11 protein-coding genes and 1 pseudogene are annotated in these 15,317 nt (G+C 64.0%); 2 read left to right on the top strand and 10 right to left on the bottom strand.

The features are described from left to right. Window positions 1-31: 31 nt before the first annotated feature. Together B0G73_RS20770 and B0G73_RS20765 are read left to right on the top strand one after the other, a co-directional pair. The gene (locus B0G73_RS20770) at window positions 32-1,000 is read left to right on the top strand and encodes a dihydrodipicolinate synthase family protein (protein WP_106283156.1); all 969 of its coding nucleotides are present in this window, start codon (window positions 32-34) and stop codon (window positions 998-1,000) included. A 111-nt stretch (window positions 1,001-1,111) separates the two neighbouring features. Continuing rightward, the gene (locus tag B0G73_RS20765; RefSeq protein WP_181196606.1) at window positions 1,112-2,188 is read left to right on the top strand and encodes a LacI family DNA-binding transcriptional regulator; all 1,077 of its coding nucleotides are present in this window, start codon (window positions 1,112-1,114) and stop codon (window positions 2,186-2,188) included. 28 nt (window positions 2,189-2,216) lie between these two features. On the opposite strand, the pseudogene B0G73_RS20760 reads toward B0G73_RS20765, so the two are convergent. The 10 genes and pseudogenes from B0G73_RS20760 to B0G73_RS20715 all read right to left on the bottom strand — a co-directional run. Further along, window positions 2,217-2,303, bottom strand: a pseudogene (locus B0G73_RS20760) (SDR family oxidoreductase); the annotation flags it as partial. Window positions 2,304-2,313: 10 nt separating this feature from the next. Then, window positions 2,314-3,012 (bottom strand): SDR family NAD(P)-dependent oxidoreductase, encoded by a 699-nt coding sequence (locus B0G73_RS20755; protein ID WP_106283155.1) that lies wholly within the window; start codon window positions 3,010-3,012, stop codon window positions 2,314-2,316. Between the two features lie 44 nt (window positions 3,013-3,056). Next, on the bottom strand, window positions 3,057-3,824 hold the full coding sequence (locus B0G73_RS20750) for a DeoR/GlpR family DNA-binding transcription regulator (protein ID WP_106283154.1): 768 nt from the start codon (window positions 3,822-3,824) through the stop codon (window positions 3,057-3,059). A gap of 134 nt (window positions 3,825-3,958) precedes the next feature. Beyond that, the gene (locus B0G73_RS20745) at window positions 3,959-5,146 is read right to left on the bottom strand and encodes an exo-alpha-sialidase (RefSeq protein WP_106283153.1); all 1,188 of its coding nucleotides are present in this window, start codon (window positions 5,144-5,146) and stop codon (window positions 3,959-3,961) included. 25 nt (window positions 5,147-5,171) lie between these two features. Further along, window positions 5,172-6,596: a sodium:solute symporter family protein gene (locus B0G73_RS20740; RefSeq protein ID WP_106283152.1), complete on the bottom strand. Its 1,425-nt coding sequence runs from the start codon at window positions 6,594-6,596 to the stop codon at window positions 5,172-5,174. 126 nt (window positions 6,597-6,722) lie between these two features. Further along, entirely contained in the window at window positions 6,723-9,056 is a 2,334-nt protein-coding gene (gene pdxA, locus B0G73_RS20735; RefSeq protein ID WP_106283151.1) for a 4-hydroxythreonine-4-phosphate dehydrogenase PdxA, read from the bottom strand. After that, window positions 9,053-10,222, bottom strand: a complete 1,170-nt coding sequence (locus B0G73_RS20730; RefSeq protein ID WP_106283150.1) for an iron-containing alcohol dehydrogenase — start codon at window positions 10,220-10,222, stop codon at window positions 9,053-9,055. Before B0G73_RS20730 ends, pdxA begins: the two co-directional genes overlap by 4 nt. 53 nt (window positions 10,223-10,275) lie before the next feature. Beyond that, a complete protein-coding gene (gene dapA / locus B0G73_RS20725; RefSeq protein ID WP_106283149.1) occupies window positions 10,276-11,163 on the bottom strand; it encodes a 4-hydroxy-tetrahydrodipicolinate synthase in 888 nt (295 codons plus the stop codon). Between the two features lie 67 nt (window positions 11,164-11,230). After that, window positions 11,231-12,394, bottom strand: a complete 1,164-nt coding sequence (locus B0G73_RS20720; protein WP_374957024.1) for a porin — start codon at window positions 12,392-12,394, stop codon at window positions 11,231-11,233. Between the two features lie 336 nt (window positions 12,395-12,730). Continuing rightward, on the bottom strand, window positions 12,731-15,304 hold the full coding sequence (locus B0G73_RS20715; RefSeq protein WP_106283148.1) for a hybrid sensor histidine kinase/response regulator: 2,574 nt from the start codon (window positions 15,302-15,304) through the stop codon (window positions 12,731-12,733). Window positions 15,305-15,317: the final 13 nt, after the last annotated feature.

Genomic DNA, 15,317 nt, shown 5'->3' with positions numbered 1-15,317 from the left:
CTCAACGAACCCTTGCAGGGAGATCACGCGCATGACCACCTTCAAACCAGCCGCCACGTCGATCGAAGGCATCGTCCCCGTGATGCTGACGCCATTCGACGACGCCGGCGCCATCGATTACGCCGGACTCGAACGCCTGATCGAGTGGTATCTCGCGCATGGATCGGATGCGCTCTTTGCCGTCGCGCAGTCGAGTGAAATGCAGTTCCTGACGCTCGCCGAACGGGGCGCGCTGGGACGCTTCGTCGTCGACAAGGTGGCGGGCCGCATCCCGGTCGTCGTCTCCGGCCATATCAGCGACGACCCCGACGCGCAGGCCGAGGAACTCAACGTCGCGGCACGCACCGGCGCACAAGGCATCGTGCTGGTGACGAACCGGCTCGATCCGAAGCAGCAGGGCACGGAGACGTTCACGGCGAATCTCCGGCAACTGCTCGCGCGCCTGCCGTCCGACATTCCGCTCGGTTTGTACGAATGCCCCGCGCCCTACCGCCGTCTTCTCTCCGATGACGAACTCAAGCTGTGCATCGACACCGCCCGCTTCATCATGCTGAAAGACGTGAGCTGCGATCTCGCCACGGTCAAACGGCGCGTCGCGCTGGCAGAAGGCTCGCCGCTGAAAATCCTGAACGCCAATGCGGCCATCGCGTGGGACGCGATGAAGGCGGGTTCCGCCGGCTTCAACGGCGTATTCACCAACTTCCACCCGGATCTGTACAACTGGCTGCGCAACCATGCGGCGCAAGACCCGGTTCTGGCAGAAGAGCTGGCTACGTTTCTTGTGCTCGCCGCCGTCTCCGAATCGCTCGGCTATCCGGCTCTCGCGAAGATCTACCATCAACGGATCGGCACGTTCGGCTCGATTCGCTGCCGCGTGATCGACTACGACGTGCGCGAACGCTTCTGGGCGCTGGACGCGGTGCTCGACAAGATCGTCGCCGGCACTGAGCATTTCCGTGGGCGTATCGCGGCACTCGGAGCGAACCGCCCGGTCCGCTAGCGTTTGACTGGAAGATTTCCAGGTCACAGGAGCGTCCGCCGGCGCTGTCGCGCGCGTCCGCGGCGGTAAGATGGCGGGCGTTCCCCGATTCACTCTGCGCGCTCCAACCTGATGCCTGACTCTCTCGACCCGCCGGCCGCCGCCCGCACCCAGACGAACCGCGCTCGCCGCGGCACGGGTCGCAGCGTGCTTTCCGATGTCGCCAAGCTCGCGGGCGTCTCCACCGCGACCGTCTCGCGGGTCTACAACGAGCCGGACAAGGTCTCCGCGAACGTGCGTGAGCGCGTCGAGCATGCCGCGCTCGCGCTCAACTGGTTTCCGAATGCGGCGGGCCGCGCCCTCGCCTCCACGCGCAGCCACATCGCCGGCATCATCATTCCGACTTTGGATGATCGCGTGTTCGCCTCACAAGTGAGCGGCATGCAGGCGGCGTTCGCGGCGCGCGGCATCACGCTGGTGCTCGGCTGCTCGAATTACGACCCCGCGCAGGCGCTCATGCAGGTGCGCGCGATGCTGGCGCGCGGCGTGGAAGCGATGGCGGTGGTGGGCGAGGCTCATCCGCCCGAACTGTTCGATGCGTTGCGGCTCTACCGCGTGCCGTATGCGGTGACGTACGCGTATCGCAAGGACAGTCCCCACACCTGCATCGGCTTCGACAATCATGCGGCCTATGAGGAGATCACCGAACATCTTATCGGCCTTGGGCACCGCGCGTTCGCGGTCTGCATCCAGCCGACGCGCGACAACGACCGCGTGCAGGCACGCGTCGCGGGCATTCGCGCGACCCTCGAACGTCACGGCCTCGCGGTGCGGCCGGAGCATATGTTTGAAGGCGAATCGACGATGGGATTCGGGCGCCGCAGTCTGCGCACGATCTGGCAAGCGTCGGGCGAGCGTCCCACCGCGATCGTCTGCGGCAACGACGCTATCGCGCTGGGCGTGTTGCGCGAGGCCGAGGAACTGGGCATTGCGATTCCGGGCGAATTGTCCGTCACCGGATTCGACGATCTGGAAATGGCGCGGGAGATCCGCCCCGCGCTGACCACCATGCGCGTCGACACCTACGAGATCGGCCGGCTTGCGGCGCAGTATCTGCTCGACACGCTCGACGGCAAGCGTCCGCTGCACGGGCAGGAGGTGCATGCGTTGTTTCAGCTGAGGCAATCGACGGGACCGGCCGCGAGATAGTCTCGCGGCGCGATGCCTCATCGACAGGCTACAGCGTGGCGGTCACGCCGCCGTCCACGTAAAGAACGTGGCCATTGACGAAGTTCGAGGCGTTGCTCGCCAGGAAGACCGCGGCGCCGCCGCATTCAAAGAGACCCGCCGCCGCACATCACAATCTGTTGACCGGTAATGGACCCGCCCTCCGGCCCCAACAGGAATGCGGTCAAACCGGCCACTTCCGACGGTTGAACGAAGCGGCCGAGCGGCGGCATTTTCGGTGGAGTGCCCGCGCGCGCGGGATCGCGCAGCAAGGGTGTATCGGTCACGCCGGGAGCGACCACGTTGACCGTGATGCCGCGCGGCGCAAGTTCGGCCGCCCAGGAGCGGGCCATGCCGACCAGCGCCGCTTTGGTGGCCGCGTATTGGCTGCGCGTAGGCGCGCCGTTCGCGGTCCGGCTGCCGATCAGCACGATACGGCCGCCCGCCGGCATATTCGGCAGCAAGGCGTTGGCGAGAAATGCGGCCGAATCGACGTGGATGCGCCACATCGCGGCGCCGTCGTCGGCGGAGAGTTCGCCGAGCGGCGCTGTTCTCATGAAGCCGGCGGCATGCACGAACGCATCGCATGCGCCGATCGATTCGACAACCGGTGCGAGCGCCGCGAAGTCCGTCACGTCGACGGGAACGATGGTCAGATGTTCGACGGCTTGCGTCGCCGACCGGCGGCACAAGCCGGTCACGCGCCACCCTTCGTTCAGCAAACGTTGAGTGATCGCCAGGCCGATACCCGACGAGGCTCCTGTCACCACGGCATGCCGTTGCTTCACCTGTGTCGTCGTTTCCACTTCACTCCCCCTGGATAATCGTAAAGAGGAGACGCCGGAAACGCTTATCGAACCGCTACCGTCTCCACCGTCACCTCGCCTCGTTCGTCGAACAAGGCCAGTTCATGCGGCTCGGCCGCGTCATCGGTAATCAGCGTCCACTCGCGTTCGAGGGGCGTCCAGTGCTGCTGGCTGGCGCGCCCGAGTTTGTCGGCTGTCACCAGCACGAACACGCTCGCAGCCTGACGAATCACGCATTCCTTCAGATACGCCTGCTCCGCCGTCGCCTCGCACAAGCCACGCGCCGCCGTTACGCCGTCGGCGCCGAGAAACGCCTTGTCGAACGTGAGGCGGCTCAATGCCAGTTGCGCGAGCGGCCCGAGCGTACTCATGCTCGAAGAACGGATGTCGCCGCCCACCAGCGTCACGCGCACCTTGCTCGACGCCAGCGCGCCGACCACCAGCAGGTTGTTCGTCACCACATGCACCGAGCGCTGTCCGATCAACTGACGCGCGAGCGCCGCCGTGGTGGTGCCGCCGTCGAGAAACAGCGTGTCGTCTTCCTGCACATGCGCGAGCGCGGCGCGTGCAATCGCATCTTTCTGCTCGCGAAAGCTTTCGCTGCGCTCGTCGAGCGAGGCCTCGGGTTCATGCGCGCTCACCGCGGCCGCGCCGCCGTAGGTGCGCAGGATCTGGCGGCCTTCCGCGAGCGCCCGCAGATCGCGCCGCACCGTTGCCTCGGACATGCCGAAGTGCTCGCACAACGTCCCGACATCTGTCATCCCGCCCAGCACAGCGTGAAGCATCGCCTCGCGGCGTTTCGCAACTTTCATGATCTTGGATCGGAGGAACCGGTTTAGCGACGGCGCGCAAGAGGCGCGCCAATAAGTGCGCCTAGTGTAGCGAATTTCCATCGCACGCCGTGGTCCCTTGCGGTTCGCTCCGATCCAGCTCCCGCGCTAACGTGTCAGCCGCGCACCCACGCTTCGTCGACGCATACGTATTTGATGCGTTGGCGAAAGTACGTGAAAGCGATATGCAATGCGCCGTCGGCCGATTGCACGATCGACGGATACGAATACTCACGGTTGCGCTGCTCCGCCGAGTTGTTCGTCATGCAATAACCGTCGCCGATTTCCAGCGCGCGCCGGCGCGTCCAGGTGTGGCCGCCGTCCTCGGAGATCGCCAGCGACATCGGCGAGCGCGGCACGCCCCACACGGCCGTGCCGCGCGTCGACGCGCCCTGGTCGCGCAGCGCGCCGCTATCTTCGGAATCCTCGATGTCGTCGTATAGCGACGCACGCCGCTCCGTACTATGCGAAGCATCGCTTTCGTTGAACACCAGCGCGAGATGGCCGTTCTTCAGCGCAACGAACTGGATCGACGAATTGTTGTTCGGCAAATCGGTCGCTTGCGGCGCGCTCCACGTGCGGCCGTCTTTCGAGCGGCTCGCGTAGATCGAATCCGCCCAACGGCTGCGAAACAGCGCGAGCAGCGAACCGTCGGCCAGCAGCTGCACATTCATGTGCACGCAGCCCACGCTCTCGGGCACCTCGTGTTCGCGCCACGAGCGGCCCTCGTCTTCCGAAATCAGCACCGCGCTGATGTCGTTGTTGCCGACCCAACGCTCGCCGGGTTCCGTGCGGCACATGAACACCGGACACAGCCATGCGCCGTCGGGCAGCACGACGATCGGCTGGCGCACGAAGGTGCCCGGCCGGTCGAACAGCGTTTCGATCGGCCCCCACGTGAGACCGCCATCGGACGAGATACGGCGGCGCACGATCGCGGTGTTCTGGTGTCCCGACAACTGCGCGGTGTAGGTGAGCCAGAGCCGGCCGTCGGGCGCGGTGAACAGCACGGGGTTCTGTTCCGAGCGCGTCGGATCGTCCGACAGCTTTTGCGGCTCGCTCCACACGCCACTGCCGGCTCGCAACCGCGACATATAGACCGACACATCGGGAATGCCCTCTTGCGTGCCGCCGAACCAGACGCACAACAGGTCGCCGTTCGGCAACGCATGCAGATTCGCTGCGTGGTTCTGCACGCAGAACGAAGGCAGATAGGCGTCGCGGCGCTGCGCGTCGGCATAGGTCACGCGCACATGGTTGTCCCATGTCGCCGCGCTGGGTGTTTCTGCGAGGATGGAAGACATCCGGTGTTCTCCTGATTACAGCACGTCAATGTGATTCACGATGCGCGAGACGCTCGCCGCTCGCGCCGACCGGCTTGGAGCCCGCCGGAAACAACAGCTTCTCCAACACGATGACGACGGCCGGCGTGACCAGCGACACGTACATGTTGTCGATGCCGAGCGGATTGCCGAGCAGATACCAGACGGTCGTGGCCAGCGCGGACACGATCAGCGCGGCCATGGCTCCGCGGCTGCTATTGAAAAACGGCAGATAGATACCGATCAGCGCCACCACGGACACCGTCAACCGCAACGCGCGCGTGAAGAACGACAGCGCGAGAATCTGCGGCACGAACAGGACGAATACGAGCGGAGCAAGTCCGACTGCCAGCGAAATCCAGCGCGTCATGCGCAGTTCGACATCCGGCGTCGGATGATAGCGCGGCACGTAGAAGTCTTTGACGATCAGCGAGGCGATCGCGAGCGCCACCGTGCACACGCTCACGAAGATCGACGCAACGAGCGACGTCGTCACCACACCGGCCAGCAGCGGGTTCATGTGTTGCAGGAAAACCGGCAACGCATACAGGCTCTTGATACCCGGAAACAGATACTTCGCGGCGACGCCGAGAAAGCCGAGCGCGAGTGAAATCGGCACGCACAGCACCGCTGCGAGCAAGGACGCACTGCGCGCCGCCGCGGCTGAGCGCGTGGCGGAGATCGCCTGAATGATGAACTGGGTGGAGAAGATCGCACCTGCGGTGCCGATGATCCACGCGCCGATCGTGCCGTTGCTGAGCGATCCGTTCCAGGTGAAATAGTGCTCGGGCATGTTCGCCATCATCGGCTTGATGCCGCCGGTCAAGCGCCACGCCACCACCACCAGAATCGCAATGCCGATCAGCTTGACCGCGCTGTGCACGATGGTCAGATACGCCACGCTCTTCAGGCCGCCCCACGCGAAATAGATCGTGCTGACGATGGCGGTGATCACCGCCGCGGTCGGCAGATTGATCCGCATCACGGTCGAGATCGCGGCCGCTCCGCTCACGTAGTTGCCCACGTTCACGAGAAAAAGCGCATAGATCATGATCGCCGAAACCACGAGCTTGGCGCGCTTGCCGTACTTCATGGCTATGAAACCGGAGATCGTGAATTCACCCGAATTGTAGAGACGTTTGGCCATGAACAGGCCAAAAAACAGAAAGCCAATGGACGCGGCGATCACCGACCACGAAGCCGCGATACCGGCGCTGAACGCTTCCTGCGAGGTCCCCACGGTCGACTTCGCGCCGATGAACTCGGACATGAGCAGGACCGCGACGACCACGACCGGCATGGAGCGCGACGCCACCATGAACTGCTCGGAATTGCGGCTGCGCAGCTTCACGCTGAACCAGCTGGTCAGAAGTATGTAGACCACGACCATGCCGATGATGATCGCGGTGTCCCAGTAGCTGAAAGTTGCCATGGTGTCTCCAATGTACTTTTGCCGATGCATACGCATCGAGTCATCCGGCTGCGCGGCGTGTGTCCGCCGTCCCCGCAGCCGTTATCCGCGTCCCGTCGTAACGGGATGCCCGTTCACTAACGGCTCTCAGGCTTCCAGTTCGGAACGCCGGGTGGCAAGATCGAGCGCCTGCTTCAGCGCCTCGAGCATGCTGCCTTCGTCGGCGATACCCTTGCCGGCGATATCGAACGCGGTGCCGTGATCGACCGAGGTGCGGATCACCGGCAGCCCGACCGTCACGTTGACACCGGCCTCCAGCCCCATCACCTTCACCGGGCCGTGCCCCTGGTCGTGGTACATCGCGACCACCACGTCGAAGTCGCCGCGGCCGGCGCGGAAGAACAGCGTGTCCGCAGGCAACGGGCCCTCGACGTCCCAGCCGCGCGCCTGCAATACCTTGACGGCGGGAATGATCTTTTCCTCTTCCTCGCCGTAGCCGAACAGGCCGTTCTCGCCCGCATGCGGATTGATCCCGCACACGCCGATGCGCGGATTGTCGATACCCGCGCGCACCAGCGTTTCATGCGCGCGCTCGATGGTCCGTTGCACGAGACCCGGTTCGATACGGCGAATCGCGTCGAGCAGGCCGATGTGGGTCGTGACGTGAATCACGCGCAGCTTCGGCGCGACGAGCATCATCGACACTTCGTCGATGCCCGTGAGATGCGCGAGCATTTCGGTGTGGCCCGGGAAAATGTGGCCGCCGGCGTGCAGCGCTTCCTTGTTCAGCGGCGCGGTGCAGATCGCGTCGAGTTCGCCGGCGGAAGTCAATTTGACGGTGCGCGCGATGTACTGATACGCGGCGTCGCCCGCGACGGCGGAGAGCTTGCCGTATGGCATGTCGGCGGGAATCAGGCCGAGGTCGATGCAATCCACCACGCCGCATTCGAAGCCGGCATCCGCCGGGCTCGCAATCGAGCGCACTTCGAGCGAGACGCCCGCGCGCTGGCCCGCGTCGCGCAGACGCGCGGCGTCGCCGATCACGAGCGGACGACATTGCTCGTAGACCGAGGCGTGCGCCAGCGCCTTCATGACGATTTCCGGGCCGACGCCGGCAGCATCGCCCATGGTGATGCCGATAACTGGACGATAGGTCATTGTGGTCAGTCCTTTGATGATGGCCGCGCACGGCCGGGCATTGGGTTGGACGCCGGCGAGTTTTCGCCAGGCCAGATTGAGCGTATCCGGATGGCCGAAGCCGCCCGCTTTGGTGACGACGTTAAGACGGCGCCCGTTGTGAATGGCGTGCAGCAGCGGCACACCGCTCTCGATTTCTTCGACGACGCGTAATTCGCCGATACCCGCCGCGGACAGCAGCGCGCGGGCCGTTTCTCCGCCGGTGGCGATCGCGCTGCCGGCGTACTGCAATGCGGGAACCAGAAGCGCGGCGAGGCGCTGGCAGAACAGCAGGCCGTCGGCCACGCTGGTGCGATCCGTCTGGCTCAACGACACGACGACATGTAGCCCTCGCTGCAGCGCCGCGCTCACCTCGCTGGTGAACTGCGCGTGCGCTGGCTGGATGCTACGCAACGTCGACGGGTCGATTTCGAACGACGCAAGCGCCTCACCCGCTTCCGTCCTGAGTCGCGCGACCTGCGCATGCGAGACGCTCGACATGCTGCCGACCACGGCCAGCACGGGTTTGTTCGGCTCACGAGCGGCAACGCCGACCTCGCTGGCGGTCGTCACGTCGCCGGGGTTCAAAGCCTGCATCAGATCGCGAGCGAGACCGGCCGAGCCGACCCAGAACACGCCACCCAGCGAGGCAGAAGCGTGCGCGATGCGCCGCAGGTCGTCGTCCGCTTCGCTGTCGCATACCACTGCTTGAATGCCGGCCTGCCGCATCGCGTTAAGCTTTGCCGTCAACGCGGCCTGATCCGAACGCACCTCCGCGAGCGACAAGGTGTCGGTCCGCACATCGTATTGCGCGAGCATCGACGCAATGGCGGCCTCGCCGGCAATGCCCTCGTTGCGCCAGACTTCCGTCTGCTCCACCGGTACGCCGTTCAGCCATTGACGGCCGTTACGCGTGGTGCGTCCCGCTGCGGGAAATGCCGGCGCTACGATGGCCATGCCCGCCAACGGAATCAGCGCCGCGACTTCGGCTGCGACGTTGCCGCGCAGCGTCGAATCGATCTTCTTGTAGAGCCGTGTGTCCGCATGAGCGAGTTCACGCCAGACCTGGGCGTTCACATGCGCCGCCGTTTCCGCGCCGAGCCGGCGCGAGTCGGCATCGACCGCGAGAACGTCGATGTCTCGCGTGACGTCAGTCTCACCGCCCTCGCCCGTCAACTTAGGCATGCGTGCGTCGAGCATGACGACACTGCGCAAACCCAGGCGCGCGCCCGTCACGGCGCAATCGGCCGTGCCGGACAAATCGTCGCCGATGATGAGCAGGCGCGGCTCACACGTGCGGTTCATGGCAGCAGGCGGCGATAGATCGCCTTCATGTCGTCGAGGGACAGCGGCTTCGGGTTGTTGCCGAGTAGCCGTTTGACTTTCGCCGCCGCGACGGCGAGCGCGTCGAGATCGTCTTCGCTCACGCCGAACTTGCGCAGATCCTGCGGGATGTCCACGGCCGCGGTCCATTGATCGATGCGCTCGATCAGTTTCGTGGCGGCCGTCAGGTCGTCGTCGGCGGACGTGGCCAGCGACAGCGCGCGCGCCACGTCGGCGAGCCGGCCGGCGCAGGCATCCATGTTGAACGCCATCACATGCGGCAACAGCATCGCGTTCGCCACGCCGTGCGTGATGTTGAACATGCCGCCGAGCGGATACGCGAGCGCATGGACCGCGGCGGTGCCGGCCGCCGTCAGCGCCAGTCCGCCGTACATCGAACCGAGCATCATCGCCTCGCGCGCCTTGATCGACTCGCCATGCTGGTACGCTTCGATGATGTTCGCGCCGATCAGCCGCATCGACTCCATCGCGAACATGTCGCTGATCGGATTGGCCTTGGTCGAGATATACGATTCGAGCGAGTGAACGAAAGCGTCCATGCCGGTGGCGGCGGTGATCGCCTTGGGCAATTTCAGCGTGAGCGCCGCGTCGAGAATGACGAGTTGCGGCAACAGATGGCGGCTCACAATGCCGACCTTCAGCTCTTCGTCGGGTAGCGTGACGATCGCGTTCGGCGTCACTTCCGAACCCGTACCCGCGGTGGTCGGCACGAGAATCAGCGGCACGCCCGGCTTCGCGATCAGATCGATGCCGAGCCATTCACGCAACGGCTGTTCGTTGGTCAGACGCACGGCGAACAGCTTGGCTGCGTCGAGCACGCTGCCGCCGCCGATCGACAGAATCGCGTGCGGCGCGAACGGCGCGATCTGTTCGCTGAACACGCTTTCCACATTGCCGATGGTCGGCTCCGGTTCGACATCGCGCACGATCAGCACTTCAATGTCTTTGGCTGCAAGACTCGCGATCACGCGGTCGATCACGCCGAGTTCTTCCATCGCCGGCTGGGTAATCAGCGCGATGCGTTTGACCGGCGCGTCGAGCAGCGCGAGCTTATCGGCGAGCAGATCGAGGCTGTGCGCGCCATGCACGATGTGCTTGACAGTCTGGAAGTGATAGGTCGTGGTCATGGCGATGTCTCTTGGGGCAGTGAATGAGGTACGGACGGAAGAACGGGCGCGCTTTAGCGCGTCTCGCGATAAATCGAGAGCGCCTGTTCGAGCCGGGCGCGAGCGTTCGCGTCGAGCGGCTGCGCGGGCGAGCGCGCCGGACCCGCCGGCATGCCGAGCATTTGCGCGGCGGTCTTCAGCACGACCGGCATGGTGCCGAGCGCGAATGCGTCGCGCAGCGCGCGCAACGATTCCTGCGCCTTGCGTGCAGCCGCGATGTCGCCGGCCTGAAAGTGCTTCCATATCGACGTGACCACGTCGGGCACCGCGTTGGTGGTCGCGGCCACCGCGCCGTCGCCGCCCGCGATAAGCGTCCACAGGATCATCGAATCCGTGCCGGTGAAAACGGCGAAGTCGTCGCGGCGCAGATTGATCAGCTGCAGCAAACGATCGAAGTCGCCGCCGCTGTCCTTGATGCCGCGAATGTTCGGTATCTCGGCGAGGCGCCGCACTGTGTCCACGTTCAGCGTGATGCCGGCCTTCGCGGGGATCGTATAGAGCATCACCGGCAGCGTGGTGGCGCGCGCGATCCGCTCGTAGTGCGTGAACAGTTCCTGCTGGGTTGCGCCGTTGAAGTACGGCGTGATCACCGATACCGCATCCACGCCCACGTCGAGCATCTTGCTGTTCAGATCGATCACGTCGCGCGTGGCGTACGCGCCCGTTCCGGCAATCACCGGCACACGCGAGCGCGCCTGATCGACCGCGATCCTGGCGATGCGCAATTTTTCCGCTTCGTTCAAGGCGATGAATTCGCCGTTGGTGCCGAGCACGAACAGCGCGTGCACGCCGGACTCGATCAGGCGTTCGATCAGCGTGCGCAAGCCCGCTTCGTCCACCTCTTCGGTTGCCGTCATCGGCGTGATGAGTGCGGGAATGATCCCTTTGAACAAGACTGTCATGCTCGACTCCACTTCCACGACGGAAGGTTTCTACACCTTCCTGTTTAGATCAAATTGCGCGAAACGCTCAGAACTTGTGACGCAAACCGAGTGCCGCGACGAACTGATGCGAGGTGCTCGACGCCGTGATCGGCCACAACGCCGCCGTGGCCGCGCGGCCCGTCGAATCGATGCCGCTCGCGCCTTGCCAGCCGGTGCTCAGATAAACGTCGGTGCGCTTGGACAGAAAGTAGTCGGCGCCCGCGTTCACCTGGTTATAGTGCGCGTCGCCCGCGCCATGCGTGCGGGTGTAGTTGTAAGCCACGCCGAGCAGCGTGGCCGGCGTCAACTGGTAGCGGAAATTTGCTTCGACGTTGTCGAACGTCGCGGTCTCGCCGACGAAACGCGCGACCGGTGCCGAGGCCGCGCCCGAGCCCAGATCCTTGAACTTCGAGTTCGAATAGATCAGGCCGAAAGTCGCCGCGCCGAATGTGTATGCGCCGCCCACGGCCGCTATCTGCAGCGTGCGCGCCGACGCATAGCCCGAATAGATCGGCGTGTTGTTGGGCGAAATCGCCGCCGCGCCTGCCGTGCCGTCGAAAAGTCCCGTGTTCGGTGTGGTGGCGTTCATATACGACGCCGCGACCACGAACGGGCCGTTTGCGTAGGTGGCGCCGAGCCCCCACACGCGATTGTTGGCGAAGTCGCCTGCCGTGCCGCCGAAGCTGTACAAACCGCTGAAGCGAAAGCCCGCGTAGTCGTTGCTGATGAACTTCACGCTGTTGCTGATCCGCGCGTTCACGTAAAGATTGTCCGTATTCCCCGGATGGGCGCCGAGACCGCCCGCCCATTGATTGGCGGCCGTCAGCGTGCCGATGAAGTCCGCCGAAGTATCGTTCTGCCGGCCCGCCGTCACCTTGCCGAAGCCGCCGCTCAAGCCCACATAAGCCGCGCGGCCGAACTCACGGCCGTTCTGGCCGAGCGTGCCCGTCGTGCTGCTGAAACCGTTTTCGAGCACGAACACTGCGCTCAAGCCGCCGCCCAGATCCTCCTGGCCGCGCAAACCCCAGCGGCTGCCGGACAACGTGCCGCTCGACATCTGAATGTTCGAGTGACCTTTCTGGTTGTTCGTGTAAACGAGTGCGGTGTCGATCAATCCATACAACGTGACGCTGCTTTGCGCGTGCGCGCCGGTTGTGGCGGCGCCAAGCACGCCCAAAGTGGCCAGAACCTGGAAGGAACGCTTTTTCAATGATGTCTCCGTAATTTTTCTGATGGCACGCCGTGGCGCTCAGGCCACGTTGAGACGGTCGGCTTCCCCCAAGAAGTGATTGCTTCGCTCAAGGAAAACGACCGTTTCGATCAATATAGTGATTGAAACGGTCGGTTGCAAGCGATTTTTTCGATTCGATCACTTTTGTGATTGAATCAGTCAATTGGCTTGTGGTGCCTTTGCGCCAAGGGGATTGGGCGTTGCCGGGCGGAGGAAAGGCCGGCGAAGGAGGAACGTCGGTAGTCGAGGAGCATGCTGCGCGGCACGTCGCGAGGCGGATAAGCGCCGCCGTCGCCGACCGACGCTTAACGCCGATTAGTCGCCCAATGAGTCCCCGTTCTCGCCGCGCGCTTTGGCTGAAGTGAAGTAGGTCCGCAACGCGGGGGCCGAGTGATCGCTCAGCGAGCAGATTTGCGCCAGCCAGTCGGCTTCCGCGGGCCATTCGCCTTCCACCACGCGCGGATAGATCTGCCGCACGAACTGATGCAGCGCCTTCGCGCCGATGTTGCCGCTGATGCCGAGCAGGACGTGCAAGGCGCCATGCGTCGATTCGAGGTCGCGGGCCGCCACGCTGGCGGCGAGTTGCGCCACAGTCGAGCGAATCTGTTCGATGCCGTTGAGGAACGTCTGGTCCAGCAAATCGAGCGCCACCAGTTCTTCGAGGTGTTTCTCGTCGAGCAGCGAGCCTTCCCTGATCGGCGCCGGCCTGGCGGCTTGCAGGGCGGGTGTCTGTGCCGGTTCTGGTTTGCTCGGCCCTTGCGACGCACGTTGCTGGGCAAACTGTCTTGCAAGAGACGCATAGAGCGCGCCGATCTGCACGGGCTTGACCATGACCTCGTTCATGCCCGCGGCCAGACATGCCTGCACGGCTTTCATATCGGACTGGCCGGTCAATGCAACGATGGGAATCCGGGCATACGCGTCGGCTCGAGCACGGATCGACGCAGTCGTTTCCACGCCGCCCATGCCCGGCATGTTCATGTCCATCACGATGGCATCGACGGCGTCGCTCTCCTCCAGCCTCGCCAGCACGTCCGGCCCGTGTTCGGCCTCGACGACGCGCGCGCCGCATCGCTCCAGATAACCTTTGGCGATCCGCCTGCTATAGGTGTCGTCGTCCGCCACCAGAATCGTTTTGCCGGCGAAACCGTCGAACGGGTGGCTCTGAACGTGCCGATCGCCGCTTTCGAAAAGCTTTTGAAGCGTCGCGATCAGTTCCACCGCGCTGGCGGATTTGCTGATCAGATCGTCCATGCCGGCGCGGCGGGCGAGCACCCGCGTCACATTGCCCGGCTCGGCCGTAAGGGCGGCGATCAGAACATTCCAGTTCGGGTGTTGATGGTCGGCGCGAATCTTCTCGGCCGTGGTGTAGCCGTCCATGAGCGGCATATTGATGTCAATCAGCACGAGGTCGTGCGGCGCCGACTGTTGAAGCACCCGCAATGCCGCCTCGCCGTTTTCCGCCTCGCTCACCTGCGCGCCGACCTTCGACAACGCGCGGCGGCTCCGCGTCCGCTGAGCGGCATCGTCGTCCACGACGAGAATGCGCTTGCCGGCAAAAAATGGCGTGGCGCGCTCGAAAACCTTCTGCTCATGCTCGGCCACTTCGCGGCTGGAGACCGCGGGGAATTGCAGCGTGAACTGCGTAAATTTGCCGACTTCCGAGCGGCAGGCGATCGTGCCGCCGAATGCGCGCATTGCGCGCTGGCAATAGGCAAGGCCGAGCCCCGTACCCGCCGAATTGCCCGCGGTGCGGAAAGGCTCGAAAAGATGAGGCAGGAGGTCGGGCGCGATGCCGGGGCCGGTGTCATGAACCAGCACCGTCTGGCGGTCGATCGTCAGCGTGAGTGTCGCCAATGGATGCGCCGCAATGTGATGCAGCGCGTTCTTGATCAGATTGAACAGCGTGAACAGATAGACGGTTTCGTCGACCTTGAAGATGAAGTCGTCCAGCACCACGAGCCGGACTTTGGCGCGCTCCTTCTGATCGCCGAAGCCGTATTCGTCCAGCGCTTTACGCGTGGTGGCCGCCGCGCTCAGATAGGTGAAATGATCCGCGCGGATGGGTTTCGCACTGACCTCATCGAGTGTCATCGCGATGATGCGCAGCCCCCGATCGATCGACAATTGGCCATGGGCAAGATGCCGATAAAGCAATGCCGCCCTGTCGTGCGACATGGCCGGCGTCGGGCTGACATCCGTCACCGCGGGCAGCGCCTCTTCCATGCGATCCAGCACGTGCCTCAACTGGCTCAGCGGATTGCGCATTTCATGAGCGATCGAACCGGCGAGCGCACGAAACGCCACATTCTTTGCCTGCGCGACGATGCCTTTCAGGTTGCTGTAGCTGAACGTAAGGCCGGCGAAAATGCCGAACGTGAAAACCGGCAGATACGTGTAGAGAAATAGCTGCCCGTCCACGTGCAGGGATTGCGGAATGACGATCCTGGCGCACAGGACGGCAAAACCAATACCCAGCATCAGATTGAGTGCTAACGCAACGACCGACGGAAAAATGGCGATCAGGAAAAACACCATGCCGAGCTCGGCCATCGACCAGAGCATCGAATAGTGACCGGCAATCAGGTAGTAAGTGAAAAAGAACGGTAGCGAATAGGCTACCGTTACGAAGTAATACCACGGCAGGAAGCGCGCGACCGAAGCGGGCCAGAAACGGTGCAATAGCAGCAGCGTACAGGCCGCCGTACCGATAACGCGCATCGGCAGGCTTTCGTTGGGTTGAGGATCGATGTACGTCCACCACAGCCAGTACAGCGGATGCCCGATCGTACCGATTACGCCAACAGCCAGCACGCTGTAGTCCGACACCTTGGCCGAGTCATAAACCAGTCGGTTGAGATAACGGATGCTCCCTGAAATGGCTCTCATGTCGTGCTTTATC

Origin of the sequence: Paraburkholderia sp. BL25I1N1, from assembly GCF_003002025.1 — a bacterium.
GTDB lineage: Bacteria > Pseudomonadota > Gammaproteobacteria > Burkholderiales > Burkholderiaceae > Paraburkholderia.
Note: the sequence above shows the minus strand (reverse complement) of the source record. Positions and strands in the feature narration are given on the sequence as shown.